General features: G+C 71.5%; 27 protein-coding genes and 2 tRNA genes. 8 read left to right on the top strand and 21 right to left on the bottom strand.

Going from position 1 to position 23632, the window contains the following annotated elements:
- Nucleotides 1-323 precede the first annotated feature (323 nt).
- From ACZ6R6_RS29615 to ACZ6R6_RS29630, 4 genes are all read right to left on the bottom strand, one after another.
- On the bottom strand, nucleotides 324-581 hold the full coding sequence (locus ACZ6R6_RS29615) for a hypothetical protein (protein ID WP_470098766.1): 258 nt from the start codon (nucleotides 579-581) through the stop codon (nucleotides 324-326).
- A 278-nt stretch (nucleotides 582-859) separates the two neighbouring features.
- Nucleotides 860-933, bottom strand: a tRNA-Lys gene (locus ACZ6R6_RS29620).
- Nucleotides 934-1035: 102 nt separating this feature from the next.
- Nucleotides 1036-1689, bottom strand: coding sequence for a response regulator (locus tag ACZ6R6_RS29625; protein WP_306865367.1), 654 nt, complete (start codon nucleotides 1687-1689; stop codon nucleotides 1036-1038).
- Entirely contained in the window at nucleotides 1686-2921 is a 1236-nt protein-coding gene (locus tag ACZ6R6_RS29630) for a sensor histidine kinase (RefSeq protein WP_470098768.1), read from the bottom strand. Before ACZ6R6_RS29630 ends, ACZ6R6_RS29625 begins: the two co-directional genes overlap by 4 nt.
- A 132-nt stretch (nucleotides 2922-3053) precedes the next feature.
- Between ACZ6R6_RS29630 and ACZ6R6_RS29635 the strand changes: the two genes are divergently transcribed.
- Nucleotides 3054-4253 (top strand): alpha/beta hydrolase family protein, encoded by a 1200-nt coding sequence (locus ACZ6R6_RS29635; protein WP_470098770.1) that lies wholly within the window; start codon nucleotides 3054-3056, stop codon nucleotides 4251-4253.
- Between the two features lie 158 nt (nucleotides 4254-4411).
- Nucleotides 4412-4786 (top strand): PRC-barrel domain-containing protein, encoded by a 375-nt coding sequence (locus tag ACZ6R6_RS29640; protein ID WP_470098772.1) that lies wholly within the window; start codon nucleotides 4412-4414, stop codon nucleotides 4784-4786.
- 71 nt (nucleotides 4787-4857) lie between these two features.
- Here ACZ6R6_RS29640 and ACZ6R6_RS29645 read toward each other — a convergent pair whose 3' ends face one another.
- Nucleotides 4858-5454 (bottom strand): nucleotidyltransferase family protein, encoded by a 597-nt coding sequence (locus ACZ6R6_RS29645; protein WP_470098774.1) that lies wholly within the window; start codon nucleotides 5452-5454, stop codon nucleotides 4858-4860.
- A 66-nt stretch (nucleotides 5455-5520) separates the two neighbouring features.
- Here ACZ6R6_RS29645 and ACZ6R6_RS29650 point away from each other — a divergent pair, with 66 nt between their 5' ends.
- Nucleotides 5521-6057: a DUF6328 family protein gene (locus ACZ6R6_RS29650; RefSeq protein WP_470098776.1), complete on the top strand. Its 537-nt coding sequence runs from the start codon at nucleotides 5521-5523 to the stop codon at nucleotides 6055-6057.
- 22 nt (nucleotides 6058-6079) lie between these two features.
- Complete coding sequence (locus ACZ6R6_RS29655; RefSeq protein ID WP_012894286.1) at nucleotides 6080-6229, top strand: GPGG-motif small membrane protein; 150 nt, start codon at nucleotides 6080-6082, stop codon at nucleotides 6227-6229.
- A gap of 303 nt (nucleotides 6230-6532) precedes the next feature.
- Here the strand turns inward: ACZ6R6_RS29655 and ACZ6R6_RS29660 are convergent, their stop codons facing one another.
- Both ACZ6R6_RS29660 and ACZ6R6_RS29665 read right to left on the bottom strand, forming a co-directional pair.
- Nucleotides 6533-7246 carry a metallophosphoesterase family protein gene (locus ACZ6R6_RS29660; RefSeq protein WP_470098778.1) on the bottom strand — a complete coding sequence of 238 codons (714 nt, stop codon included), beginning with the start codon at nucleotides 7244-7246 and terminating at the stop codon, nucleotides 6533-6535.
- Nucleotides 7243-7488, bottom strand: coding sequence for a BON domain-containing protein (locus ACZ6R6_RS29665; protein ID WP_470098780.1), 246 nt, complete (start codon nucleotides 7486-7488; stop codon nucleotides 7243-7245). The genes ACZ6R6_RS29660 and ACZ6R6_RS29665 overlap by 4 nt, the downstream gene beginning before the upstream one ends.
- 148 nt (nucleotides 7489-7636) lie before the next feature.
- Here ACZ6R6_RS29665 and ACZ6R6_RS29670 point away from each other — a divergent pair, with 148 nt between their 5' ends.
- Both ACZ6R6_RS29670 and ACZ6R6_RS29675 read left to right on the top strand, forming a co-directional pair.
- Entirely contained in the window at nucleotides 7637-8857 is a 1221-nt protein-coding gene (locus tag ACZ6R6_RS29670; RefSeq protein WP_470098782.1) for a glycosyltransferase, read from the top strand.
- Nucleotides 8858-8876: 19 nt separating this feature from the next.
- Nucleotides 8877-9872: an SDR family oxidoreductase gene (locus tag ACZ6R6_RS29675; protein WP_470098784.1), complete on the top strand. Its 996-nt coding sequence runs from the start codon at nucleotides 8877-8879 to the stop codon at nucleotides 9870-9872.
- 232 nt (nucleotides 9873-10104) lie between these two features.
- Here the strand turns inward: ACZ6R6_RS29675 and ACZ6R6_RS29680 are convergent, their stop codons facing one another.
- The 13 genes from ACZ6R6_RS29680 to ACZ6R6_RS29740 form a co-directional block, all read right to left on the bottom strand.
- The gene (locus ACZ6R6_RS29680) at nucleotides 10105-10323 is read right to left on the bottom strand and encodes a DUF4235 domain-containing protein (RefSeq protein ID WP_470098786.1); all 219 of its coding nucleotides are present in this window, start codon (nucleotides 10321-10323) and stop codon (nucleotides 10105-10107) included.
- 166 nt (nucleotides 10324-10489) lie between these two features.
- Complete coding sequence (locus ACZ6R6_RS29685) at nucleotides 10490-10753, bottom strand: DUF6458 family protein (protein ID WP_470098788.1); 264 nt, start codon at nucleotides 10751-10753, stop codon at nucleotides 10490-10492.
- A gap of 294 nt (nucleotides 10754-11047) precedes the next feature.
- The gene (locus tag ACZ6R6_RS29690) at nucleotides 11048-11884 is read right to left on the bottom strand and encodes a MetQ/NlpA family ABC transporter substrate-binding protein (RefSeq protein ID WP_470098790.1); all 837 of its coding nucleotides are present in this window, start codon (nucleotides 11882-11884) and stop codon (nucleotides 11048-11050) included.
- 88 nt (nucleotides 11885-11972) lie between these two features.
- Nucleotides 11973-12593 carry a DUF305 domain-containing protein gene (locus ACZ6R6_RS29695; protein ID WP_470098792.1) on the bottom strand — a complete coding sequence of 207 codons (621 nt, stop codon included), beginning with the start codon at nucleotides 12591-12593 and terminating at the stop codon, nucleotides 11973-11975.
- Nucleotides 12594-12651: 58 nt separating this feature from the next.
- Nucleotides 12652-13518: a lytic polysaccharide monooxygenase auxiliary activity family 9 protein gene (locus ACZ6R6_RS29700; protein ID WP_470098793.1), complete on the bottom strand. Its 867-nt coding sequence runs from the start codon at nucleotides 13516-13518 to the stop codon at nucleotides 12652-12654.
- A gap of 188 nt (nucleotides 13519-13706) precedes the next feature.
- Nucleotides 13707-14069, bottom strand: coding sequence for a hypothetical protein (locus ACZ6R6_RS29705; RefSeq protein ID WP_470098794.1), 363 nt, complete (start codon nucleotides 14067-14069; stop codon nucleotides 13707-13709).
- Nucleotides 14070-14184: 115 nt separating this feature from the next.
- Complete coding sequence (locus ACZ6R6_RS29710; RefSeq protein ID WP_470098796.1) at nucleotides 14185-15093, bottom strand: NADP-dependent oxidoreductase; 909 nt, start codon at nucleotides 15091-15093, stop codon at nucleotides 14185-14187.
- Nucleotides 15094-15218: 125 nt separating this feature from the next.
- Entirely contained in the window at nucleotides 15219-16232 is a 1014-nt protein-coding gene (locus ACZ6R6_RS29715) for a cytochrome d ubiquinol oxidase subunit II (protein WP_470098798.1), read from the bottom strand.
- Between the two features lie 4 nt (nucleotides 16233-16236).
- Nucleotides 16237-17616 carry a cytochrome ubiquinol oxidase subunit I gene (locus ACZ6R6_RS29720; protein WP_470098800.1) on the bottom strand — a complete coding sequence of 460 codons (1380 nt, stop codon included), beginning with the start codon at nucleotides 17614-17616 and terminating at the stop codon, nucleotides 16237-16239.
- Nucleotides 17617-17900: 284 nt separating this feature from the next.
- Nucleotides 17901-17977: transfer RNA gene (locus ACZ6R6_RS29725), tRNA-Lys, on the bottom strand.
- Nucleotides 17978-18523: 546 nt separating this feature from the next.
- The gene (locus tag ACZ6R6_RS29730; RefSeq protein WP_470098802.1) at nucleotides 18524-18922 is read right to left on the bottom strand and encodes an OsmC family protein; all 399 of its coding nucleotides are present in this window, start codon (nucleotides 18920-18922) and stop codon (nucleotides 18524-18526) included.
- Nucleotides 18923-18997: 75 nt separating this feature from the next.
- A complete protein-coding gene (locus ACZ6R6_RS29735) occupies nucleotides 18998-19273 on the bottom strand; it encodes a hypothetical protein (RefSeq protein ID WP_451930907.1) in 276 nt (91 codons plus the stop codon).
- A 54-nt stretch (nucleotides 19274-19327) separates the two neighbouring features.
- Complete coding sequence (locus ACZ6R6_RS29740) at nucleotides 19328-20377, bottom strand: NADP-dependent oxidoreductase (RefSeq protein ID WP_470098804.1); 1050 nt, start codon at nucleotides 20375-20377, stop codon at nucleotides 19328-19330.
- A 286-nt stretch (nucleotides 20378-20663) separates the two neighbouring features.
- Here ACZ6R6_RS29740 and ACZ6R6_RS29745 point away from each other — a divergent pair, with 286 nt between their 5' ends.
- Nucleotides 20664-21032 carry a phage holin family protein gene (locus ACZ6R6_RS29745; RefSeq protein ID WP_306865301.1) on the top strand — a complete coding sequence of 123 codons (369 nt, stop codon included), beginning with the start codon at nucleotides 20664-20666 and terminating at the stop codon, nucleotides 21030-21032.
- Nucleotides 21033-21036: 4 nt separating this feature from the next.
- Complete coding sequence (locus tag ACZ6R6_RS29750) at nucleotides 21037-22524, top strand: aromatic amino acid lyase (RefSeq protein WP_470098807.1); 1488 nt, start codon at nucleotides 21037-21039, stop codon at nucleotides 22522-22524.
- A 71-nt stretch (nucleotides 22525-22595) separates the two neighbouring features.
- Here ACZ6R6_RS29750 and ACZ6R6_RS29755 read toward each other — a convergent pair whose 3' ends face one another.
- Entirely contained in the window at nucleotides 22596-23549 is a 954-nt protein-coding gene (locus ACZ6R6_RS29755; protein ID WP_470098809.1) for a LacI family DNA-binding transcriptional regulator, read from the bottom strand.
- Nucleotides 23550-23632 lie beyond the last annotated feature (83 nt).

The following is a 23632-nucleotide window of genomic DNA, read 5'->3' on the forward strand; positions in this document are numbered from 1 at the left end:
TCCCGGCCATCGAAAGATCACCCGAGCGAGAACGAGCGAGAACAGGGAGGCTTCACGGGTGAGGCGCCTGCGATACCGCTTCGACAATCTCATCTCCCGGGGGCCTGGACGATGACCGGTCAACTACGCCACCGTGGTGGCGGCCGCGCGGGCGTACGGCGAGACGGCGATCGGCTACCGCGTCAACGGCACGGCCGGCGGCTCCGGCGGCGGCATCGTCCTGAACCCGTCCAAGAGCGGGGATCTCGTGTTCCGGCCCGGCGACATGGTGACCGTGCTCGCCGGCGGCGACCTCCGTCCGGGAGCGGGCCCCCGCCCGGCGGTCAGGGCACGGCGAGGGTGGCGGGGTCGACCTGGACGGCCGCGCTGAGGGCCCAGCGCATCCGGGCCTCGTACGTCTCGGGATGGTCTCCGGCCTCCTGCGCGACGCAGGCGGCGCAGGAGGCGATGTCCTCGTGACAGGCGCGCAGACCGTCTTCGATGACCGTACGCACCTGCTCCGGCGAGGGATGCTCGGATGCCTGCAACGTGGAAGCGAAAAGGATCTTTGCCAGGTCGGACACGCTCATCGTGGTCGGCATCGTCTGCCCCTCTCTCCGGGACCTGCCGGTTATACGGAACCTCGGCGGCGCCCGTTGATCGTCAGCCTCGTGTTCTCATCTCCATCGTCTCGCCTGATACCGACATTTTTCGCGAATCAGACAAGGAGCTTGAAGGGTACGAACATTGCTCTATTTGGCTATACCCATCGACCCATGCGGTGATGCCGCCCAACGGCCACGCCGATCACCCGGCAAGGGCGCGGCCACCCGGAAAACGCGAGAAGCCCGGCCGTGACACGGCCGGGCTTTTCGTCAGGTGCGCCGCCAGGGACTCGAACCCCGGACCCGCTGATTAAGAGTCAGCTGCTCTAACCAACTGAGCTAGCGGCGCTTGACCTCGACAAGAATACCGGATTCGCAGCCATGGTCCGTACATGAGATGACATGTGCCGGTCGCGGCCCCGCCAGGGGGCAGCCCCCGGTCCGTCCCGGCCTAGCCCGGGAACGGGCCCGCGTCGTGGACGAGGATCGCCGCCTGGACCCGGTTGGCCAGACCGAGCTTGGCCAGGGAGTTGCTGACGTGCGCTTTGACGGTCGCCTCGCTCATCGTCAGCTCGCGGCCGATCTCGGCGTTGGACAGGCCCCGGGCGACCTCCCGCAGGACCTGGCGCTCACGGTAGGTGAGCACGGCGAGCCGCTTGCGCGCCGCCTCGGCCGGCGACGGCCCCTTCTCCGCGAAGGAGCTGATCAACCGCCTGGTGACGGTGGGGGCGAGCATGGCGTTGCCGGCCGCGACCGTGCGGACGGCGGCGGCGAAGTCTCTCGGCGGCGTGTCCTTGAGCAGGAAGCCGACCGCGCCGGCGCGGAGGGCCAGGTGGACGTATTCGTCGATGTCGAACGTCGTCAGCATGATCACCTTGGGGGGGTCGGGCAGCCTGCCGATCTCCGCCGCGGCGGAGAGGCCGTCCATGCCGGGCATGCGGACGTCCATGAGGATGACGTCCGGGCTGAGCCGGACGGCCGCGCCGACCGCCTCGGCGCCCTCGCACGCCTCACCGACGACCACGACGTCGCCGGTGGCCTCCAGGATCATGCGCAGGCCCGAGCGGACGAGCACCTCGTCGTCGACGATCAGCACGCGGATCACACGGCCTCCTCCACCCGCTCCGCCGGAAGCCGGGCGGACGTCCTGAACCCGCCGCCGGGCAGCCTGCCGACCTCGAACTCGCCGCCCGCCAGCTCGACGCGCTCGCGCAGCCCGGTCAGGCCCAGCCCGGCGCCGGGCAGCGGCTCGGCCGCCGCCGTCGACAGGCCGTTGTCCACCACCACCTCGAACGTCCCGGGAAGATATCGCAGGAAGACGGCCGCGGACGCGTCAGCGGCGTGCTTGTGGACATTGGTCAGCGCCTCCTGGACCAGCCGGTAGGCGGTCCGTTCCACCATGGCCGGCAGTGGGCGGGCCGTGCCCTCGTCGTGCCGGCTGACGGGGATGCCCAGCGACCTCGACTGGTCGAGGAGCCGGTCGAGGTCGGCGAGCGTCGGCTGCGGGGCGAGGGGGACGCCCTCGCCGTCGCCGGGGCCGGCCGCCACGGCGCCGGGGTAGGGCGAGCGCAGCACGCCGAGCACCTCCCGCAGGTTGACCAGCGCCTCCCGGCCGATGGCCTGGATGAGGGCGGCCTCCTGCGCGCTGCGCTCCTCTGAGGTCCGCACCTCCAGCGCGCCGGCGTGCAGGACCATCAGCGACACCCGGTGCGCGACGACGTCGTGCATCTCGCGGGCGATCCGCGTGCGCTCCTGCGCCCGGGCGCGGTCGGTGCGGTCCCGCTGGTCGCGTTCGAGCCGTTCGGCGCGCTCGCGCAGCGCGACGACCACCTGCCGGCGGGCGTTCACCCACAGGCCCGCGACCAGCGGCAGGGCCACCAGCGCCGCCAGGGGCATGGCGCCGTCCACCACGGTCTCCGTCACGGTGCGGCGGGCGCCGCCGGCCACGGCGCCGGCCACCACGGACCCGCCCATGACCGCGGTGGCGGCCAGGGCGTAGGCCACGACGTCGATCCGCCGCCGCAGGCCCGTGCCCGCGTGGTAGGACGCGATGACCACCGCGGGCCACAGCCCGAACGACACCCAGCCCACGGCGGCCATGACGGACAGCGGCCACCGGGTCCGCCGTACGGCCCCCGCCGCCAGCGCCGACGCGGCCAGCACCAGGAGGAAGCCGGGATGCCGCCAGAGCGAGGGCGCCTGCGTCAGGCCGTCTCCGGACACCCATGACAGCAGCAGGACGGCCAGGCCCAGCGCCCAGGGGCCGCTCCGGTCGATCAGCTGGCTGACCCGCCTCAGCACCTGGCCGCCGACCGGTGCCGCCTCGCCGTACTCCACGGGTCCGAGCCTAGGGCGCTCCGGTGGAATGCGCCCGCGACGATCGTCGGGCCGACCCCCTACGAAAGTCGCAGCTCTCCGACCGTCCCTCGGCCGAGGCGCTCCCGGCCCCGCGCCGGGAGGGTGTGCCCCATGCCAACCTCGATTCTTCGCGGCGCCCTGGCCGCCGCCGTCGCACTGCTCGCGTTCGCGACACCCGCCGCCGCGGCGGCCGGCGCCCCCGCCGCATCGGCCTCCCCCTCCTCTCCCCCGCCGAGCGGCGCCCCCACCGCGCCGAGGTCGGCCCTCGCCCTGCCCAGGCCGACCGGCCCGCACCAGGTGGGCCTGACGACACTGCACCTGGTCGACGGCTCCCGCCCGGACCCGTGGGTCCCCGAGGAGAAGTCACGGCAGCTCATGGTCTCGCTGTGGTATCCCGCGCGGACATCCCATGGACGGCGAGCCCCCTACATGACCGCCGAGGAGTCGGCGCTGACGCTGAAGGGGCAGAAGATCACCGGCGTGCCCGGAGACGTCCTGAGCAAGACCCGGACCAACGCGCTCGTCGACGTCCCGCCGATCGGCCGCAGGCACGCCCTGCCCCTCGTCGTGCTCTCGCCGGGGTTCACCATGTCGCGCAGCTCGCTGACGGCCCTGGCCGAAGACCTGGCGAGCAGGGGTTACATCGTGGCGGGGATCGACCACACGCACGAGGCCTACGGCGCCACTTTCCCCGACGGCCACACCGCGACCTGCGTCGCCTGCGACGAGCAGTCCGAAGACATCTGGAAGTTCGGCGACAAGGCGACCAGGAGCCGGACAGCCGACGTCTCCTTCGTGCTCGACCGGTTGACCGGGCCGAGTCCCGCCTGGAAGGGCGGCGAGCTGATCGACCGCTCCCGGATCGCGATGGCGGGCCACTCCATCGGGGGCAACAGCTCCGCCTGGACCATGCTCAACGACTCCCGGGTGCGCGCCGGGATCAACATGGACGGCACCTTCTTCGTCCCGATCCCCGGCGAGGGGCTCTCCCGGCCGTTCCTCATGCTCGGCGCCGGAGAGGTCCACGAGCCGGGCGGGAAGGACTTCACGTGGGGCCGCGACTGGAAGAGCATGACCGGCTGGAAGCGCTGGCTCACCCTCGACGGCGGGGACCACGGGTCCTTCACCGACTATCCGCTGCTCCTGGAGCAGTCCGGCGTCGACCTCGGCCTCCCGGTCTCCGGGGCCCGCTCGGTGAAGGTCACCCGCGAATACGTCGGCGCCTTCTTCGACCTGCATCTGCGCAAGCGGTCCCAGCCGCTGCTCGAACGGCCCTCCCGCCGTTATCCCGAGATCAGGTTCTGGAGCTGACCTCGACAGGTAAGCGCTCTGATCACATCCAATGATTCTCCATGCGAGTGGGCAAGTCGTGGATTTAATTCCATTCGATGGCGCGTGTTCCGTTTAGCCTTCATGTCTCGGGTACGAGAGTTGAGCCCGGAGAATCAACCGAAAGGGAGATACGAACTATGTCGTCCGAGCTCTGGACCTACCGGACCGATGTCTACGACGTCAACAAGAGCCTCGACATTGCGGGCTATCACGTAGAGGCCACCGACGGAAAGATCGGTTCCGTCGACGAGGCCACCTACGACGTCGGCGAGAGCTACATCGTCGTCGACACCGGACCGTGGATCTTCGGTAAGAAGGTCATGCTCCCGGCGAGCACGGTCACCCGGATCGACCCGCAGGAGCGCAAGATCTACGTCTCGCGCACCAAGGACGAGATCAAGCACGCTCCGGAATTCGACGAGGCCACCTTCAAGGAGCCCGTCTACCGCGACACCGTCGGCGACTACTACAGCCGCTTCCCCCTCGGGGGCGGCCCTGGCGCCACGTACTGACCCGCACGGTGAACGGAGAGGGCCCCGCCGCCAGGCGGGGCCCTCTCGCCGTGTCCCGAGCCTTCTCCCGCTCAGGGCCAGGACGGGTCGTCGGCGGGTTCGGGGAGGCGGGGGATCACCTCAAGTCGCTCCAGCAGGGTCAGGAAGGTGAACGCGTACGGCGATGCCTGGACGACCGCCGCGACCCGCTCCCAGTCGACCTGCTCGCGCAGCGCCCGCACCTGGGGCAGCAGCGAGCTGTAGTCGCAGCTGTGCTCCGAGAGCGGCAGCAGCCAGGAGATGACCAGGTCGGTGGCCTCCAGGACGGGCAGGATCACCGCCGACGCCTTCATCGGCTCGGCGCGCTCCAGCAGCGCCGGAGTGACGGGGTGGTCGCAGATGGAGAAGATCAGATCCACCAGCCTTCCCTCGTCGTACGCCTTGACCAGCCAGTCCTCCGGGGGCTTGGCCGTCTCGAAACCCAGTCCGCGCAGCGCCTCCAGGGCGGTCGGCACATCCTCCTGCGGCAGGACGAAGTCCACGTCGTGCAGCGAGGGCGCGGCTCCGCGCGCATACGCCGCGCACCCCCCGGCGAGTGCGAACCTGACGTCCGCGTCCTTCAGCCCGCTGCTCGCCCGCTTCAGTGTTTCCAGGATCGCGTCGGTTACCTCGTGACTGTGGCTTCCCATTTCCCTCGCCTACCCCGTAGATCTCCAGGTAGGCATGGCAAACCTTGACTCGGGTAGGTGCCCCGCATGAATCAGCCGGAACAGGTGCAGAACGAAGAGGCGGAGCCCGATGAGAGCAGCAGAGCGGAGAATCCGGAGCCGGGAGAGAGCCACAAGGAGCGGGTAGACCGGGAGCTCGCCGAGCTGCTCCAGGGACTGCGCGTCGCCGTCACCGGTGTCCAGGTCCTGTTCGCCTTCCTGCTGACGTTGCCCTTCGCCGCCGGCTTCCACAAGGTGGACCTCCTGGGCCGCTGGCTGTTCTTCATCGCGCTGCTGAGCGCCGCGCTGGCCTCCATCTGCTTCATCACCCCCGCCGCCCAGCACCGCCTGCTGTTCCGGACGGGCCTGAAGGAGAAGATGCTGCACCGCGCCAACGAGCTCGGCGTCGCCGGAGCGCTGGGACTGGCGATCGCGATGACCAGCTCGGTGGCCCTCGTCGCGGAGACGGTCATCAACAGCTGGCCGGCCGCGCTGTTCGGCGGCACGATCGCGCTGGCCAGCGGCTGGCTCTGGTTTCTGCAGCCAATTGTCGATCTGTATCGGAGCAAGGATGTTAAGTCGTGAATTGTGAGGGCAGTCCCTAGTTATGGCTACTTTGCTCTGGATCATCGCAGTCGTTCTCGTCGTCGCCGGGATCTATGTAATCCTGGCCCGCCGCGACCTCCTCTGGGGGATCGTCCTTATCGTCCTCGGCTTCCTCGTCGGCCCCGGAGGTGTGAGCATCTTCAATGTGTGATGCGGGCCGATGGCTCGCAGAACGTCCGCACCAAACACCAAGTCGCCCCGAATTACCATCAGAAGCCTCAGCGGGCCGGGTTCTCACCCGGCCCGCTTCTTCACGCCCTCACGGCCTCATTTCTCCGTGGTTTCATCTCTTCGTGATTTCACCGCCGCGTGGCTTCATGCCCGGCGGCCGGCTCCCCACCCGGGGAGCGGCGCCGACGGTCCGGGCCCGGAGCCCGGAACCGCAGGGCCCAAAATCACAGGACCGGCACCGCAGAGCCCGGATCACAGGGTCCAGGGCCACAGGCCCCCGGGACTACAGGCAGTACACCCCGTACGCCCGGCCCAGCACCGGCAGCGCCACGTTGCGCACCCGGACGCCCCCCGGGGTGACGCCCTTCTCCGTCCCCGCGTGAGCGTGACCGTGGACGATCAGGTCGGCGCCCTCCGCGTCCACCGCCTCGGCCAGCAGGTAGCTGCCGAGGAAGGGATAGATCTCCAGCGGCTCCCCGTGCAGGGTGTCCTTGACCGGCGAGTAGTGCGACAGCACGACCCTCCGGTCGGCCTGGAGCTCCTTGAGCGCCACCCGCCAGCGCTCCGCGATCCGCTTGGTGTGCCCGACGAACGCCTTGATCTCGGGCTCGCCGAAATCACTGGCGCACTTGCCGGCGTATCCCCCGCCGAAGCCCTTGCCGCCGACCACGCCGAGCCGTACTCCGTCGATGTCGAGCACGGTCGAGTCGTCGTGCAGGACCGTGATCCCGGCGCCGGACAGCAGGGCCGCGATCTCGGCGGGCAGGTCGGAATGGTGGTCGTGATTGCCGAGCACGGCGACCACGGGGATCGGCAGGCCGCGGAACTCCTCCGCCACCACCCGCGCCTCCTCCAGGGTGCCGTGCCGGGTCAGGTCCCCGGCCAGCAGCAGCACGTCGGCGTGTTCCTCGATGCCCTCCAGCCGCGTGCGGTAGCTCCCCCTCAGACTCTCGTCCAGGTGCACGTCTCCGACCGCCGCGATCCGCAGCTCTCTCACAGCCTCTCCTCCTCCCCCGGGCCCCGGACGTCCATGACGGTGATCTCGTTGTGGACCGTCAGGCCGGGAGCCGCCTCGCCCGCCACGGCGGCGATCAGCGTGCGGCGCCCGGCGCCGGTCACCTGGCCGCGCAGGAAGAGCTGCTCACCCCGGACGTCCACCCGGATGCCGAGCTCGTGGGTTCTCTCGTCCTCGGCCAGCGCGCGTTGCACACGCGCGGCGACGTACTGCGGCGCCTCCATCGTTGAACTCCTCTCTTCAAAGCGATCGCGTTCCCGAGAAACCCGAGGTCAAACGCGTTTAAAACGCTCATGAGGGGAATGAGAGCTCCTCGGATGCCTAAGACGCAGGCACGTCGCCGCCGCATGCCGCGCCACGGGAGCCGTGCCCATGAAGATCGCGATGGTGTCCGAACACGCCAGCCCTCTGGCCACCGTCGGCGGTGCCGACGCCGGGGGACAGAACGTCCACGTCGCCGCCCTCTCCCGCGCCCTCGGCGCGCGGGGACACGAGGTGACCGTCTACACCCGCAGGGAGACCTCCGCCCAGCCGGAGGAGGTCCGCTTCGCCCCCGGGGTCACCGTGGTCCACGTCCCGGCCGGCCCCGCCGAGACCATGGCGAAGGACGACCTGCTCCCCTGGATGCCGGACTTCGGCCGGTGGCTCGCCCGGCGCTGGCACACCGCCCCGCCGGACCTGGCCCACAGCCATTTCTGGATGAGCGGCCTGGCCACGCTGGCCGCCGCCCGGGACATCGCGGTGCCCACCGTGCACACCTTCCACGCCCTCGGCACGGTCAAGCGGCGTCATCAGGGGCCGGCCGACACCAGTCCGCGCGAGCGCGTCGGGACCGAGAAGCTCATCGCCCGCCAGGTGGACGCGGTCATCGCGACCTGCGCCGACGAGGTGGCGGAGCTGGGCCGGATGCGGGCGCCCGGCGCCCGCACCATGATCGTCCCCTGCGGCGTCGACCTGGACGCCTTCACCCCGACCGGCCCGAGGATGGACCTCGGCCCCGGGCCGGTCCTGCTCGCCGTCGGCCGGGCGGTCCCGCGCAAGGGTGTGGAGACCACGATCCGGGCGCTGCGCCACGTCCCGGACGCCATGCTCGTGGTCGCGGGCGGCTCCCCCGGCGAGCCGGAGCCGGCCCGCCTGGCGCGGATCGCCGGCATGTACGGCGTGGCGGACCGCGTCCGGTTCCTCGGCAGGGTGGCCCGGCAGGACGTCCCGGCGCTGATGCGCGCGGTGGACGTCGTGGTCAGCGTGCCCTGGTACGAACCGTTCGGCATCGTGCCGCTGGAGGCCATGGCCTGCGGCGTGCCGGTGGTCGCCTCCGCCGTGGGCGGCCACCTCGACACGGTCGTCCCCGGCGTCACCGGCCTGCTGGTGCCGCCCCGCAGGTCGACCGCTCTCGGCCGCGCCCTGCGCGAGCTGCTCGCCGACCCGTTCCGGCGCACCGCCTACGGCGTCGCCGCCGCCGGCCGGGCGAGATCCCGCTACGGCTGGGGCCGGGTCGCCGACCAGACCGTCGCCGTCTACACGGACGTGCTCGCCTCTCGCGGCCGGTCACTCGGCATGACCGGCGCCTGCCCGGGTACGGGTGCCGCCTGAACCGGAGGAGGAACCGATCATGAAGAACAAGGTCGTGGTGGTGACCGGGGCCAGCGGCGGGGTGGGCCGGGCGGTGGTCCGGCGGCTGGCCGCCCGCGGCGCCACCGTGGCGCTGATCGCCCGGGGCACGGCCGGTCTCGGCTCCGCCGCGGTGGAGGCCGGCGCGGCGGGCGGCGCCGGGCTGGTCTACGAGGCCGACGTGTCCGACTACCAGCAGGTCAGGGATGCCGCGGAACAGATCGAGCGGGAGGTCGGGCCGATCGACGTCTGGATCAACGTGGCCTTCTCGTCGGTCTTCGCCCCCTTCACCGAGATCACACCGGAGGAGTTCGAGCGGGCCACCCAGGTCACCTACCTCGGCTATGTCTGGGGGACGCGGGTGGCGCTGGACCTGATGCGCCCCCGCGACCGGGGGGTGATCGTGCAGACCGGCTCGGCTCTGGCCTACCGGGGCATCCCGCTGCAGGCGGCCTACTGCGGGGCCAAGCACGCGATCAAGGGGTTCACCGAGTCGGTCAGGACCGAACTGCTGGGGGAGCGGAGCGGGATCCAGATCACCATGGTGCAGCTGCCCGCGCTGAACACTCCGCAGTTCTCCTGGGTGCTGTCCAAGCTGGGCCGCCACCCGCAGCCGGTGCCGCCGATCTACGAGCCCGAGGTGGCCGCCCGGGCGCTGGTCCACGCGGCCGAACACCCCGGACGGCGCGAATACTGGGTGGGCGGCTCGACGGCCGCCACCCTGCTCGCGCAGCGGATCGCCCCTGGGCTGCTCGACCGCTATCTGGCCCGGACCGGCCGGGACAGCCAGCAGACGGCGGCCCAGCCTCCCACGGGCGTGGCCAACCTGTGGAGGCCCGCCGACGAGGACGACGACTACGGCGCCCACGGCACCTTCGGCCGCCGCGCCCACGCCCGCAGCCCGCAGGCCTGGCTCTCGCGCCACCGTCGCCTGGCGGCCCTCACCCTGGCCGGCGGGGCCGTCGCCGCCGCGGTCACCCGCCGGGCGAGGGCCTGACGGGCTCGGCAGCCCCGGAGTCGCGGGGCTCTCGCCCCTCGGGACCGTAGTCCGGATCTCCGCGCGGACGCGTCGGGACCCCGGTCCGGATCCCCATGTCGGGACCCCTGTCCGGGCCCGCGGCCCGGATCTCCACGTCGGGACCCCGGCCCGCCGGGCCCGCGGCCCGGATCCCCGCGCGGACGCGCCGAGCCCCCGGTCCGTCAGACGGACCGGGGGCTCCCGGGTGAGATCACTTGCCGGTGGCTCGGTGAATGCTCCGCGCCGCGGACCTGTCGATCGCGGCCTTGACCACGCCGAAGATCGCGCCCTGGATGGCCGCCGCGACCAGGATCTCCCTCCAGCCGTACTCCTCGGACGTCGCCTGGGGCGCGTCGTCCTTGCCCGAGGCGAACTTCCAGACCTGCTTGAAGATGGCTCCTGCGATGGCGCCGCCGAGCATTCCGCTCACGGCGCTCGTCCCTCGGGATACGACCCTGCTCAACGTCCCGTCCTCCGTTTCACACTTGATGAGAGGCCCCACCTACCCGGCACGCGCGGACGCTAACGGGCGCACCGGCACGGGGTGGGCGGTCAGGCCCTGGAAACCTCGGCTCTCGTACCGCGGAGTGGGCGGGTCACACGACCGGGGGGTCGTTGTAGTGACGCTCCTCGTAGACGCGACGGTGGGTCACCGGGTCCTCGACCACCGTGGTGGTGGGCGTCTCCACGGCCCGGCGGGCGACGCTGAGGCGGTAGAGCGCGAACAGCAGCCACGCGAGACCGCCGAGCATCAGGATGACGCCGACGATGTTGATGTCGAACCCGGCGATGTCGAACTCGACCGCCCAGGTGAGAATGGCGCCGAGCATGATGAGGATGATGCCGCCTGCGATGGTCATGGGATTCCCTCCTTCGAGCCAACGCCTCATCCCCTATCCCCCACACGGATCTCAAACGTCGCGCCGCGTGGCCCGCCACGGGACACGGCCGCCCGGCCGCGGTCACGGCCCCGCCGATCCCGGGAGAAGCACGGGCGTCCGGCCGCCGTCACGGCCCCGCCGATCCCGGGGAGAAACGCGGGCGCGCGGCCCCGCCGACCCCGCAGGGGCCCAGGTCACCCCGGGAAACAGATCCGCCGCGCGGCCCCCGGCCGAGGTTTCCGGCAGGGGCCGCGCGGCGGCGGGACGGCGAGGTCACTGACCGGCGGGCAGGACCGCTCCCTTGTACCTGTCCTCGATGAACTTCTTGACCTCCGGCCCCTGGAGGATCTCCGCGAGCTTCTTGACGCGGGGGTCGTCCACCTTGGCCGGCACGGTCACCAGGCCGTTGGCGTAGGGGTTGCCCTCACCCTTCTCCAGGATCAGGGAGTCGGTCGCCGGCTGCAGGCCGCCCTCCAGGGCGTAGTTGCCGTTGATGATCGCGGCGTCCACGTCCTCCAGGGAGCGGGGCAGCTGGGCCGCCTCCAGGGGCTTGAACTGCAGGCCCTTGGGGTTGTCGGCCACGTCGCGCTCGGTGGCCTTGACGCCGACGCCCTCCTTGAGAGTGATCACCCCGTTGTCGGCCAGGAGCTTGAGCGAGCGGCCCAGGTTGCTGGTGTCGTTCGGCAGGGCCACCGAGGCGCCCTGGGCGAGCTCGGCGACGTTCTTGATCTTCTTGGAGTAGAGGCCGAGCGGCTCGATGTGGACCGGGGCGACCCAGCTCAGCTTGATGTCCTTGCCCTTGGAGAACTCCTCCAGGTACGGGATGTGCTGGAAGTAGTTGGCGTCCAGGTTGCCCTCGTCGAGCTGGGTGTTGGGCTGGACGTAGTCGGTGAACTCGACGATCTCCAGGTTCAGCCCGGCCTTGGCCGCGAGGTTGTCCTTGACGTATTTGAGCACCTCGCCATGGGGCACGGGGTTCACCCCGACCTTGAGCGGGGCGTCGGCCTTGGGTGCGGCGGCGGGCTCGGCCGTGTCGGTCGAGGATCCACCGCAGGCGGCGAGGCTACCGGCCAGGATCAGGCCTGCCACGACCCCGAACAACTTACGCATGACTCTCCCCTATTTCCCTTACATTAGGTAGGAAATATTCCATATCGGAGAGCGTGCGGACAAATCGATCATCAGACCCGCGGCCCGATCACTGGCCCAGCAGCGCCAGGATCTGCTTGATCTGCGCCGTACGCGAGGCGTCGATCCGCGCCGCCAGCGCCTTGACCTCGGCGTTCAGGCCGGTGCTCACCTCCATCCTGGCCATCTGGACGGCGTCGTCCTGCTGGGCGATCAGCATGTTGAGGAACTTCCTCTCGAAGTCGGCCGGGGCCGCTCCGGCGACCGCGGCGATCTCCGCCTTGCTCACCCCCGGCATGCCTCCGTGGGCGGCGTGCTCGCCGGGCTCCGCGCCGATGGGCCGGCCCCAGTCGATCAGCTGTTCGGCCATCGACGCGGCCTCCACCTCCTGGGTCGTGGCGATCGCCGCCGCCAGCGTCCTGACCTCCTGACGGGTGGCCCGCTCCGGCGCCAGCCGGACCAGCTCCACGCCCTGGCCGTTGTGGGCCGTCATCATCTGCAGGAACATCACGTCGGCGGGGTTGAAGTCCCTGCCCGCGACGGCGGTCCCGCCCGGGGTGCGGGCGGCGCCGTGTCCCGCGTGGGCGCCACCGTGCCCGGCGGGGGCGTCACCGCGGAGCTCCTGGATGCTGTGGGCACCGCAGCCGGCGAGAAGGAGGACCGCCAGGACGGCGAGGGCGGTGCGCTTCATCGTGGACTCCTCTCCGGGGTGGGGCCGGGGCGGTCGTGGCCGCCCCGGCCGGTCTGGATCAGACGCGCTGCCACAGCGAGGGGACGTTCGGCGGCTCCCAGCCCGGCAGCGCGGTGTGCGGCTGCAGGCACTGGTAGGTCAGGCCGCCGTAGGTCACCCGCGTGCCCGCCGTGTAGGCGGTGCCCGCGCTCCAGGTGCCGCCCGGCTGGGTCGAGGTCGGCGTGGGCGTGGGGGTGGGGGTCGGGGTGGGCGTCGGGGTCACGGTCGGCGTGGGGGTCGGCGTGGGGGTGGTGCCGCCGCCGAAGTCCACGTCGGAGCAGGTGTAGAAGGCTTCGGTGCTGCCCACCACGCGCTGCCAGATCGAGTAGACGAGCTGGCGGCCGGTGCGCTGCGGGAGGTTGATCGTCCAGTTCGTGAACGTGCTGGGGTTCTGGTTGTTGAACGTCTTGATGGGCTCCAGATCCGCCCAGCGCAGCGGCTGGGTCGGGTTCCAGCTCTGCTTGGTGATGTAGAACTCGAAGTTGCTGTTGGCGTGGGGCGCGGTCGCGTGGTAGGTGATCGTCAGCGGCCCCGGGGAGACCCGGGTGGCGGGCCAGTCGGCCCTGGCGAGGTCGAGCCCGCGATATTTGTCACGCCCGGCGCTGCACAGCTTGCCGTCCGGGATGATCGCACGGTGGTTGCCGCCGGCCTCGAGCCGGGAGACCTCGTGCCAGTCGTAGAACGCCTGGGTGCCGCCGGCCGCGACGGCCGCCTTGCACGCCTCCGACTTGGGGGTCTCCGGCCCCTCCGTCTTGCAGACGTAGGCGCGGCTGGGCGGGTTCGACATCGATCCGTGCGCGACCGCCGGGGCGGACGGCAGCAGGGCGAGCAGAGATCCAACGGTGAGGGCGGCGGCCGCGGTGGCCGCCTTGTGTCGCAGATGCACGTGGACTCCTCCTACAGGGGGATGGAGGTGGGACATGTCCAACGGCCGACGGATAGCACGTTATTAACAAGAAACCTTACTAAAAATTCGGTCGCCGATGCCATAGGTTGCGGCACATCCGAAGGATGATTCCCGCGCCGCGGCCCCGCCCTCCCTACTCGGGACGGGGCGGGGCCGTCGGGACGGGGTCAGTAGAACGCGTAGCACTCGACTTCGGATCGACGCTCGGTCAGCCCCGCCTCCACCGAGTGCTCGACGCACGCGGCCTCTCGCTTGCTGAGCGACAGGTCCCCGCAGACCGTGACCCCCGAGTAGGTCCGGCAGTCGAGGCCGGAGTTCTCCTGCCCGATCCGGTAGTTGCGCTCGACCGCCGAGCGACACTCGCTCTGCAGCCGCGCCGAGTCGGCGTACCGGCACTGGTCCATCAGCGCCTGGTACTGGTCCGGGCCAACCGGCGTGCCATCATCCCGCGCCTGCGCAGACGTCCCCGTCGCGACGATCCCAGAGGTGGCGACGATGAACAGTGCCGCCGCATGCATGAGTTTTCTCACGATGGCTCCCCCCGCCATACGGTCCTCAAAACGGACTTTACATGGGAAACGTCACTTGTTGTGTGCGTGTCACCACACTTCTCTCGGTTAAACGCGGAGATGATCTGAAGTTCGCTCAGCCGACGGCGAGGACGACCTTGCCCCGGCCGTGGCCGGTCTCGACCTCGCGGTGGGCGTCGGCGGCCCGGTCCAGCGGATAGGTCCGGCGGACGTGGAAGGTGAGCCTGCCGTCGGCGTAGAGGTCGGCGAGCTCGGCCAGCCGGGAGGCCAGCCGCACCCCCCGGGTCAGCTGGACCCCCAGCGCCTCCGCCCTCTCGTGCTCGACCAGCGTGACGACGCGCTCGCCCTTCACCAACTGCAGCGACACCTCCAGCGCCGCACCGCCCGCGCCGTCCAGGACCATGTCCACCCCGCCGGGGGCGAGGGCGCGCACCCGCTCCAGCAGGCCGTCGCCGTACGCGACGGGGGTCGCGCCGAGCGAGCGCAGGTAGTCGTGGTTCTCCTCACGCGCGGTGCCGATGACCCGCGCCCCCCACAGCCGGGCGAGCTGCACCGCGGCGGTGCCGACCGAGCCGGCGGCGGCGTGGACCAGGACCGTGTCCCCCTCCCCCACCCCCAGCTGCCTCAGGGCGATGTGGGCGGTCTGGGTGCCGGCGGTGAAGCCGCCCGCCACCTCCCAGGGCATGTTCGCCGGCTTGGCCGTGACGTTCTCGGCCGGGACCACGACGTACTCGGCGTAGGAGTTCAGCAGGTTGAAGCCCAGCACCTCGTCGCCGGCGGAGACCCCGCTCACCCCCTCGCCCACCTGGTCGACGATCCCGGCGAACTCGTTGCCGGGGATCCGGGGCAGGCCCCCGGTCACCCCCGCCGGGCTCCACCCCTGGCGTACCGCGACGTCGAACGGTTGCACGCCCGCCGCCTTGACCCGCACCCGGACCTGCCCCGCACCCGCCTCGGGGGTCTCAAGCTCCATGACCCGCAGCACCTCGGGCCCGCCGAACTCGGAAAAAGCAGCAGCCTTCATCAGAAACTCCTCCGCTCGTCGTTGCCGGACCCCACTCTGCAACCTCAACTTTGATTGAGGTCAACCGGTCCGCCCCGGCCGCCGCCTCTGGCCGGCGGCCGCGGGCCCAGGCCGCCGGGCGGGCGTCAGCCGTGCGCGCCCGGGTCGTACGGCGAGCGCCGCTGCAGCAGGAACAGCCACACCATGGACGGCACCACCAGCAGCGCGCCCACGGCCAGGACGGCGAGCGTGGCGCCGAGCACGGCGGGGGTCGCGGCGGCCTCGCCGACGGTGAGCGCGGGAGGGAGCATGACGGGATACTGCGCCAGGGGCCAGCCCCACATCACCGCCGCGACGGCCGCCGCGGCGGTGACCCGGACCGGCAGGTAGCGCCGCCGCCACAGCAGGGCCAGCGAGAACAGGCCGAGCACCGCGCCGACGACGACGAGGGGCAGCGCCCGGCCGGTGAGGCCGCCGAACAGCCGGGGAGCGTCCCAGCGCACCACGGCGATGCCGCCGAGCACGACGGCGCCGACGCCGAGCCCCGTGGTCACCGCCCTGCGCCGGAACCCCTCGGCCAGGTCGGGCAGTCCCGCCCGCACCGCGTCGTCACACAGATACACCGCGGCGAGATAGGCGCAGACGCCGACCGCGAGGACCCCGCCGAGCAGCGAGGTCGGGTTCAGCCAGCTCCTCACGAGATCTCCGGCCGCCAGCCCCGGGGGGACGCGCCCCGAGGCGACCGCCCCGGCGACCGTGCCCAGGAAGAAGGGCGTCAGGACGGAGGAGAGCGCGAAGGCCGCGCCGAACAGGCGCTGCTGCCACAGCTCCGTGCTCGCCTTGCGGAAGACGAAGGCCGCTCCCCTGGCGATGATGCCGAGCGCCGCGAGCGTCAGCGGGATGTAGAGCGTGGACATCACCGCCGCGAAAACCGGCGGGAAACCGGTCCACAGCACGACGATCACGAAGATCAGCCAGACGTGGTTGGCCTCCCACACCGGCCCGATGGAGTGCTCGATGAGACGCCGCTGCGGCAGGCCGGCACGGCTGCGCCCCGCCACCAGGTCCCAGATGCCGCCGCCGAAGTCGGCCCCGGCCAGCAGCGCGTAGAGCGTCAGCCCCACCCACATCACGACCAGCAGGATCTGCGCCGCGTCCATCGGATCACCCCGGTTCCTGGGGGGCTGCCGACTCCTGGGGGGCGCGTGCCACCCGCCGCATGACGTAGACGGTGGCGACGGTGAGGACCACGTAGACCAGGGTGACGATGACGGCCCCGGCCCACAGGCCGGGCGCCGGGTTGACCGCGTCGAAGGTGCGTAGCTTGCCGTACACCACCCACGGCTGCCGGCCGACCTCCGTCACGACCCAGCCGGCCTCCACCGCGACGACGGCGGCCACCCCGGAGACGGCCGCGAGCCTCAGGAACAAGCGGGAGCGGGGCAGGTCGTGCCGCCGCCACCAGACCGCGGCGTACCAGACCGACAGCAGGAGCAGGAAGAATCCGATCCCCACCATCGTGTCGAAGGCCAGGTGGACGGCGGTGACCGGTGGGCGGTCGGCCACCGGCACCCGGTCCAGCCCCTCGACCACGGTGTGCGGGCTGTAGCCCACCAGCAGGGACAGGCCGTTGGGGATCTCGATCGCGTAGCGCAACTCGCCGTCGACGACGAAACCGCCCAGGCTCAGCGGCGCGCCCGAGCGGGTCAGGAAGAGCCCCTCCGCCGCGGCGAGCTTGGCCGGCTGGTAGTCGGCCAGGAACTTGGCCGCGTAGTCGCCCACCAGGATCTGGACCGGGGCGAAGACGGCCGTCATCGTGAAGGGGATCAGGAAGCCCAGGCGGTGGTAGCGGTCCCGCCGCCCGCGCAGCATCGCCACCGCGTACACCGCCGCGGTGACGGACCCGGCGACCATGAACGCCGCCACGATCATGTGCAGCGTCTGCGGCGGCGTGGCCGGGTTGAACATCGCCCGCCACGGGGAAACCTCCGTCACCCGGCCGTTCTCCATCACGAACCCGACCGGCTGGTTCATCCACGCGTTGGCGGTCACCACGAAGAACGCCGAGGCCACCCCCGCGACCAGCACGGGCACCCCGCTCAGCAGGTGCGCCACGGGCGGCAGCCGGTCCCAGCCGTAGAGGTAGACGCCGATGAAGATGGCCTCGACGAAGAAGGCGATCCCCTCCAGCGCGAAGGGCAGGCCGATCACCTCACCGTAGATCCCCATGAGCCCCGGCCACAGCAGGCCCATCTCGAAGCTGAGGATCGTCCCCGAGACCGCCCCGACCGCGAACAGCACCCCCGTCGCCCTCGCCCACTGCCGGGCCAGCCGCATGGAGTCTCCGTCACCGGTCCGGATCGCCCGCCACTCGGCCGACAGCAGCAGGACGGGCATCCCGACCCCCATGCAGGCCAGGATGATGTGCCAGCCCAGCGAGAGGGCCATCTGCAGGCGCGCCGCCGCCAGGTCCGCCGCACTCGCCGGGCCGGTGGTCCAGCCGAGTGCCGTCACCACGGCGTCGACACCGCCCCCGATCCCCATGGAAGGGCTCTGCCCCAGCGCGGTAACCGACAAACGACGCACACGCCCCATCAGGTCACTTCCGTCCCACGGCCGGACCGGTACGGCGGGCGGGCAAAGGGCCCACAAAGGGCCGGTAACCACGACGGCCACAGGCGACGGCGAGCTGAGCGACCTGAGGCGGCAGCGGTGACGGTGGCGGCCCAGCGGCGATGGCGGCCCGGTGACGGCGGCGGCGCAGGTGAGCGGGGCCCCTGGAACCGGTGAAGCCCAGGTCGATGATCATCGACCTGGGCTTCACCGTGTGGTGCGCCGCCAGGGACTCGAACCCCGGACCCGCTGATTAAGAGTCAGCTGCTCTAACCAACTGAGCTAGCGGCGCTTGCAACGGAGGTAACTCTAGCAGCAGCCCCGGCGGTGGCGCACATCGGACGGATACCCGCTCTCCCCTGGCGGAGCGGGGCCGGACGGCTCCCCTGCCGCGATCGGAAAAGGGGCCGGACGGTCTCCCGACCGTCCGGCCCCCACCCCCAAAGACTCGGGACCGGACAGTCCCCCAACTGTCCGGTCCCGGCCTCCTCGCGGGCCTCTCCTTCGTCTCCCCCAAGACTCCGGCGGCTCCGCTCAGGGACGCGATCCCCCTCGCGTCCTGTATCCGGTGAAAAGTCTCTGCAATGCTCCCCCCGGGCTTCGCAGAACCCCTTGACCTGCTTCAACAGTACAGAACCAAATGTAACGAGGACGTCATCCAAGGGTTGATTTTGGGCCTACAGCCGGGGTTGACCCGGTATTGCCAGACCAAGCGCGCGGGTCCCGGCCGGGCTCGGCGGCCGCCGCGAGACCTCCGGTCATCCGCCGGACACAGGCGGCCGTTCACGGAGCACGGCAGCCGTCCCGGAGCCCTGCCGGTCGCCCACGGGCGCGGCGGTCACTCGGGGAGTTCGAGCCGGATCTCGGTCTTCTCCCGCAGCGCCCGGCTCACCGTGCAGTATTTCTCCTCCACCCGCTGGGCCACCGCGCGGAAGACCTCGTCGGCCTTGTCGTCGCCTTCCGGCAGCTCCACGTCGTAGGTGATGGTCATGGGCCCGAGCAGCGTCGGCTCCACCTTCTCCGCCTGGACGGTCATCGCCAGGCGGACCAGCCGGTGACCGCGCTGGGCGGTGAGCGGTTCCACGGTGACGATGTTGCAGCCGCCGAGCGCCGCGAGCAGCAGCTCGACGGGGGTGAACACCCCCTGCTCGTCACCGCCGCCCATGGCGACCTCGGCACCGCGCTCGTTGCGGGCCACGAACCCGTCCTCGGTCCGCTCGACTCTCACCTGTGCCATGACCGCTCCTCCCGTAACCTTGCCGGTCACCCTATCGAAGCGGCCGGGGACCGGAGCGGCCGGAGCCACGGCCGGCTATGCCTCGGGATGTTTGGAGAGGTAGTCGATGTAGAACGGACGCAGCGCCTCGCCGAGCCGGCCCTCACCCGACGCCATGGCATCGCTGAGCAGGGCGGAGACCCGGCTGAGATCGTTGGCCGTCTCGGTCTCGTTGCCGGCGGACGCCTCGGCCGCCGGGATCACCTTCAGCAGATCCCACAGGAAGGCGAAGTCCCCGTGGTGCACGGCATATCGGACCGCACGATCATGTAGTTCCTGGGCCGACAGCGCCTCAAGCTCGTCCGTTTCCACCTAACCCACCCCCTCTCGCCCCTCCTGCCCCCAGATTGTGAGGATTATGCACGGTCACCGGGCCAACCGGACGAGCATCTTGCCGGTGTTGGCGCCGCCGAGCATGTCGATGAACGCCCTGGGGGAGTTCTCCAGGCCGTCGACGACGGTCTCCCCGAAAGTGATCTCACCGCCGCGGAGCCAGGCGCCCACCTCCCTGATCATGTCGGTCATGCGGTCGTAGTGGTCGCCCACGATGAAACCCCGGAGGGTGAGCCGCTTGCCGACGGCCAGGAAGAGGTTGCTCGGGCCGGGGACCGGCTCGGCGGCGTTGTAGACGGAGATCGCCCCGCACATCGCGACCCGGCCGTAGGTCTTCAACGCGTCGAGGGCCGCCTCCAGGTGCTCACCGCCGACGTTGTCGAAATAGACGTCGATCCCGTCGGGAGCCACCTGGGCGAGCTGCCGCCGCGCGGGGGCCGTCCTGTAGTTGAAGGCGGCGTCGAAGCCGAGCTTCCCGGTCAGGTAGGCGATCTTCTCCTGTGATCCCGCGCTTCCCACGACCCGCGAGGCGCCCTTCAGCCGGGCGATCTGCCCGACCAGGCTGCCCACCGCCCCGGCCGCCCCGGAGACGAACACCGTGTCGCCCTCCTTGAACGCGGCGATGTCGAGCAGTCCCACATAGGCGGTGAGACCGGGCATGCCGAGCACGCCGAGGTAGGCCGAGAGGGGGACCCCGGGGATCTCCTCGATCTTGCGGGCCCGGTCCGCGCGGACGAGCGCGTACTCCCGCCAGCCGTACCCGTGCAGGACGAGGTCGCCGGCGGCGAGGCCGGGGGCGCGCGACTCGACGACCTCGCCCACCGCGCCGCCGTCGAGAGGCCTGCCGAGCTCGAAGGGCGGGACGTAGGACTCGACGTCGTTCATGCGGCCCCGCATGTACGGGTCGACGCTCATGTAGCGGTTGCGGACGAGGACCTCCCCCTCACCGGGGGCGGGGATCTCCACCTCCACGAGCTCGAAGTTCTCCTCCGTCGGCCAGCCCTCGGGTCGCGAGGCGAGCCGGATCTCCCGCGACGCCGTACGGCCGGCGGCTCCGGAGCCGCTGGATGTTTCGTTGGACATGATGAGGCCTCCCTCGGCGGCACACGCTCTCGCCGGGAGCCATTCCCCTCCGCCGGGGGAGCGACGGGCCGTCTATGAAACCTTTAACCTCACAACTACGCGGAGTCACGGGAGGAGGCTCTCCGTGTCCGCTTGACCCCCCTGGCCCGTCCGGAATCCTCTCGCGCCCGGTCCGCCACGGTTCCGGCGCCCACCGCGCCTCCAAAATGCCTAGTGTCCTGATATATCCGCATCTAATGCTGCGGATCTATCGCCCATCCGACGACCCATGCGAGGATGCCGAAACGTGAAAATCATCATCAAGATCCTGGCCGTGGCGGCCGCCCTGTGGGTGGCCACCAAACTCGTGAGCGGCATCACGGTGACCACCGAGACCACCACCATGCAGATCGGGACGCTCCTGGCGGTCGCCCTCCTGTTCGGTGTGATCAACACGGTCCTCAAGCCGATCATCAAGACCCTCGGCTGCGCCTTCTACGTCCTCACCCTCGGCCTGTTCGCCCTCGTCGTGAACGCCGGCCTGCTGCTGCTCACGAGCTGGATCGCCGCCCAGGCCAACCTGCCCTTCCACGTGGAGGGGTTCTGGGCCGCGTTCTGGGGCGCGATCGTCGTCGGCGTGGTGAGCTGGCTGCTCGACCTGGTGTTCGGCGACTGACCCGATGACGGTTGTCCTCGACGGCGCCCACCTGACCTGCGAGCAGGTCCACCGGGCCGCGCACGGCTCCGGGATCCTGCTGGGCTCCACCGACCGCGCCGAGACCGCCTGGCAGACGGCCCGCTCCCTCAGCGGGCCGCTGTACGGCCAGACCACCGGGGTGGGGGCCAACAAGGGCGTCACGGTCGAGGCCGCCGGTCTCGACCTGCTCCGCAGCCACGCCGGCGGCGCCGGTCCGCTGATCGGGGAGGCGCGCGCCCGCGCCACCCTCGTGGTCCGCCTCAACCAGCTCCTCACCGGCGGCTCCGGCCTCAACCCCGGCCTGCTGCCCGTTCTCGCCGCCGCCGTCAACCGGGGTTTCACCCCCCCGATCCGCACCTACGGCGCCATCGGCACCGGCGACCTCACCGCGCTGGCCACCACCGCCCTCTGCCTCCTCGGCGAACTCCCCTGGACACCGCCCCCCGGCACCGGCGGCCTCGGCCCCCGATACGCGCTGGCCTCCAGCGACGCCCTCCCCTTCATCAGCTCCGGCGCGGCGACCCTCGCGGACGCGGCCCTGGCCTGCCACCGCCTGCGAGCCGTCCTCACCGCCACGACAGCGGTCGCGGCCCACTCCTTCCAGGCGATCGACGCCTCGCTCGAACCGCTCGCGCAGGCCGTGCAGCGCAGACCGGACCAGGCGGCGGTGGCGGCCGGGCTCCGCGAGCTGATCGGCGCCACCCTCCCGCGCCGGGTCCAGGACCCGTACGGCTACCGCGCCCTCCCCCAGGTCCACGGCGCCGCCCTCGACGCCCTCGGCCGCGCGGAGCGGGCCGTCACCGAGGAGCTCAACGCCGCCCCGGAGAATCCGCTGATCGCCGACGGCCGGGCCTGGCACAACGGCAACTTCCACTCCGTCAAGGTCGCGCTCGCCCTCGACGCGCTCCGGGCCGCCGTCGTCCAGACCGCCTCGCTGAGCGCCGCCCGGCTCGCCACCCTGACCGACCCCGCCCACACCGGCCTGCTGCCCTTCCTGGCCGAGCGTCCCGGCCTGTCCGGCGTGATGATCCTCGAATACGTCGCCCACTCGGCCCTGGCCGAGCTCCGCCAGCTCGCCTCCCCGGTGACCCTCGGCACCGCCGTGCTCTCCCTGGGGACCGAGGACCACGCGAGCTTCACCCCCCAGGCCGCGCGCTCGGCCCTGTCCGCCCTCGAACCGCTGGAAACGGTGCTGGCCTGCGAGCTGGTCGCGGCGGTCCGGGCGCTGCGCCAGCGGGGCCTGCCCTGCGACGTCGGCCTTGACGCCCGGATGGCCGACCGCCCCCTCGACGCCGACCTCGACGCGGCGCGCGGGATGCTGCCCGGCCTCATGTGCGGGCCCCACGCGCGGGCGGGGGCCCGGCCGCCGGGCGGCCCGCCTCCCGGCGGTCCGCTGCCGGACGGACCGCCGCTGGACGGCCCGCTGCCGGTCTCCCCGGCGCCGGGCGAGCTCCTGCCGGATCTCGCCTAGCGGCCGTGCGCGGGCAGGCACGGCACGCGCGGGCGGACACTGACAGGCGCGGCTCGGGCGTCGGGCCCGGGTCAGCCCACCGAACCGCGTTCGCGGAGCTCGGGGGCCTGGACGATCCGGCGGCGGCGGGTGTTGCCGTCGGCGGCCGCCACGACCAGACGGACGGCCGCGCGGACGATGCCGTCGATGTCCCAGTCGACCGTGGTCAGTCCCGGGCTGAGCAGTCCCGACATCGGGTGGTCGTCGTAGCCCATCACGGACACCTCAGCGGGGATCCGCAGGTTCCGCTCGGCCGCCGCGGCGTACACCCCGTAGGCGATCGAGTCGGCGAAGCAGAAGAACGCCCGGTGCCCGTCGGCGAGCATCCGCCGGGCGACGTCCGTGGCGGCCGTCAGCGCCTGGGGCGCGGTGACCACCTCGATGTCCAGCCCCAGCCGTCCCGCCTCGGCCAGGACGTGCACGTCGGCGGGGCGGTCGGGGGTGCTGGCCCGGGTCGGGGTGAGGACGGCGACACGCCGGTGGCCCCGGTCGCGCATGTGCTCCAGCGCCAGGGTCACACCGGCGCGGTTGTCGAACACGACCTCTCCCGCCGTGCGCGCCCCGGCCAGCGAGTCGCCGATCGACACCACCGGCAGGCTCTCGCACAGCTCGGACCAGAGCGGCGCCGCCGGGTCCACCGGCTGCACGATCAGGGCGTCCACCCGCTGGTCACGGAGCTGCCTGGCCAGCGTGCGCTCCCGCACGGGGTCGCCGGTGGCGTCCAGGATCAGCGCGTAGCGGTCGTTGTCCTTCAGGGCCCGGCCGATGCCGACCGCCAGGGCCTGCTGCCAGAGGTCCTCAAGGGAGCCGCAGAGCAGGCCGATCATCCCGGTCCGGCCGCTGGCCAGCGCGCGGGCGATGGGATCGGCCTCGTAGCCGAGTTCGGCGGCGACCCGGCGCACCCGCTCGATGGTCTCCTCCGAGACCTGCATCCCTCGCAGGGCATACGAGACCGAGGCCGGTGAGAGGCCGGTGGCCTTCGCCACCTCGCGTATCGTCGCTCGTTTCCGGGGCTGGGGCACCCGGCCAGCCTATGCCTCCAGCCTCCCGAGAGGGCCGTTCTCCGTAT

It is taken from the genome of Streptosporangium sp. NPDC048886, assembly GCF_055586905.1.

Coding starts and splice junctions, on each gene's coding strand:
- ACZ6R6_RS29670 (WP_470098782.1), top strand. CDS start 7,637: ATGAAGATCGCGATGGTGTCCGAACACGCCAGCCCTCTGGCCACCGTC.
- ACZ6R6_RS29685 (WP_470098788.1), bottom strand. CDS start 10,753: ATGACCATCGCAGGCGGCATCATCCTCATCATGCTCGGCGCCATTCTC.
- ACZ6R6_RS29750 (WP_470098807.1), top strand. CDS start 21,037: ATGACGGTTGTCCTCGACGGCGCCCACCTGACCTGCGAGCAGGTCCAC.
- ACZ6R6_RS29665 (WP_470098780.1), bottom strand. CDS start 7,488: ATGGAGGCGCCGCAGTACGTCGCCGCGCGTGTGCAACGCGCGCTGGCC.
- ACZ6R6_RS29675 (WP_470098784.1), top strand. CDS start 8,877: ATGAAGAACAAGGTCGTGGTGGTGACCGGGGCCAGCGGCGGGGTGGGC.
- ACZ6R6_RS29740 (WP_470098804.1), bottom strand. CDS start 20,377: ATGTCCAACGAAACATCCAGCGGCTCCGGAGCCGCCGGCCGTACGGCG.
- ACZ6R6_RS29715 (WP_470098798.1), bottom strand. CDS start 16,232: ATGGACGCGGCGCAGATCCTGCTGGTCGTGATGTGGGTGGGGCTGACG.
- ACZ6R6_RS29720 (WP_470098800.1), bottom strand. CDS start 17,616: ATGGGGATCGGGGGCGGTGTCGACGCCGTGGTGACGGCACTCGGCTGG.
- ACZ6R6_RS29690 (WP_470098790.1), bottom strand. CDS start 11,884: ATGCGTAAGTTGTTCGGGGTCGTGGCAGGCCTGATCCTGGCCGGTAGC.
- ACZ6R6_RS29710 (WP_470098796.1), bottom strand. CDS start 15,093: ATGAAGGCTGCTGCTTTTTCCGAGTTCGGCGGGCCCGAGGTGCTGCGG.
- ACZ6R6_RS29645 (WP_470098774.1), bottom strand. CDS start 5,454: ATGGGAAGCCACAGTCACGAGGTAACCGACGCGATCCTGGAAACACTG.
- ACZ6R6_RS29730 (WP_470098802.1), bottom strand. CDS start 18,922: ATGGCACAGGTGAGAGTCGAGCGGACCGAGGACGGGTTCGTGGCCCGC.
- ACZ6R6_RS29655 (WP_012894286.1), top strand. CDS start 6,080: ATGGCTACTTTGCTCTGGATCATCGCAGTCGTTCTCGTCGTCGCCGGG.
- ACZ6R6_RS29635 (WP_470098770.1), top strand. CDS start 3,054: ATGCCAACCTCGATTCTTCGCGGCGCCCTGGCCGCCGCCGTCGCACTG.
- ACZ6R6_RS29640 (WP_470098772.1), top strand. CDS start 4,412: ATGTCGTCCGAGCTCTGGACCTACCGGACCGATGTCTACGACGTCAAC.
- ACZ6R6_RS29695 (WP_470098792.1), bottom strand. CDS start 12,593: ATGAAGCGCACCGCCCTCGCCGTCCTGGCGGTCCTCCTTCTCGCCGGC.
- ACZ6R6_RS29615 (WP_470098766.1), bottom strand. CDS start 581: ATGCCGACCACGATGAGCGTGTCCGACCTGGCAAAGATCCTTTTCGCT.
- ACZ6R6_RS29650 (WP_470098776.1), top strand. CDS start 5,521: ATGAATCAGCCGGAACAGGTGCAGAACGAAGAGGCGGAGCCCGATGAG.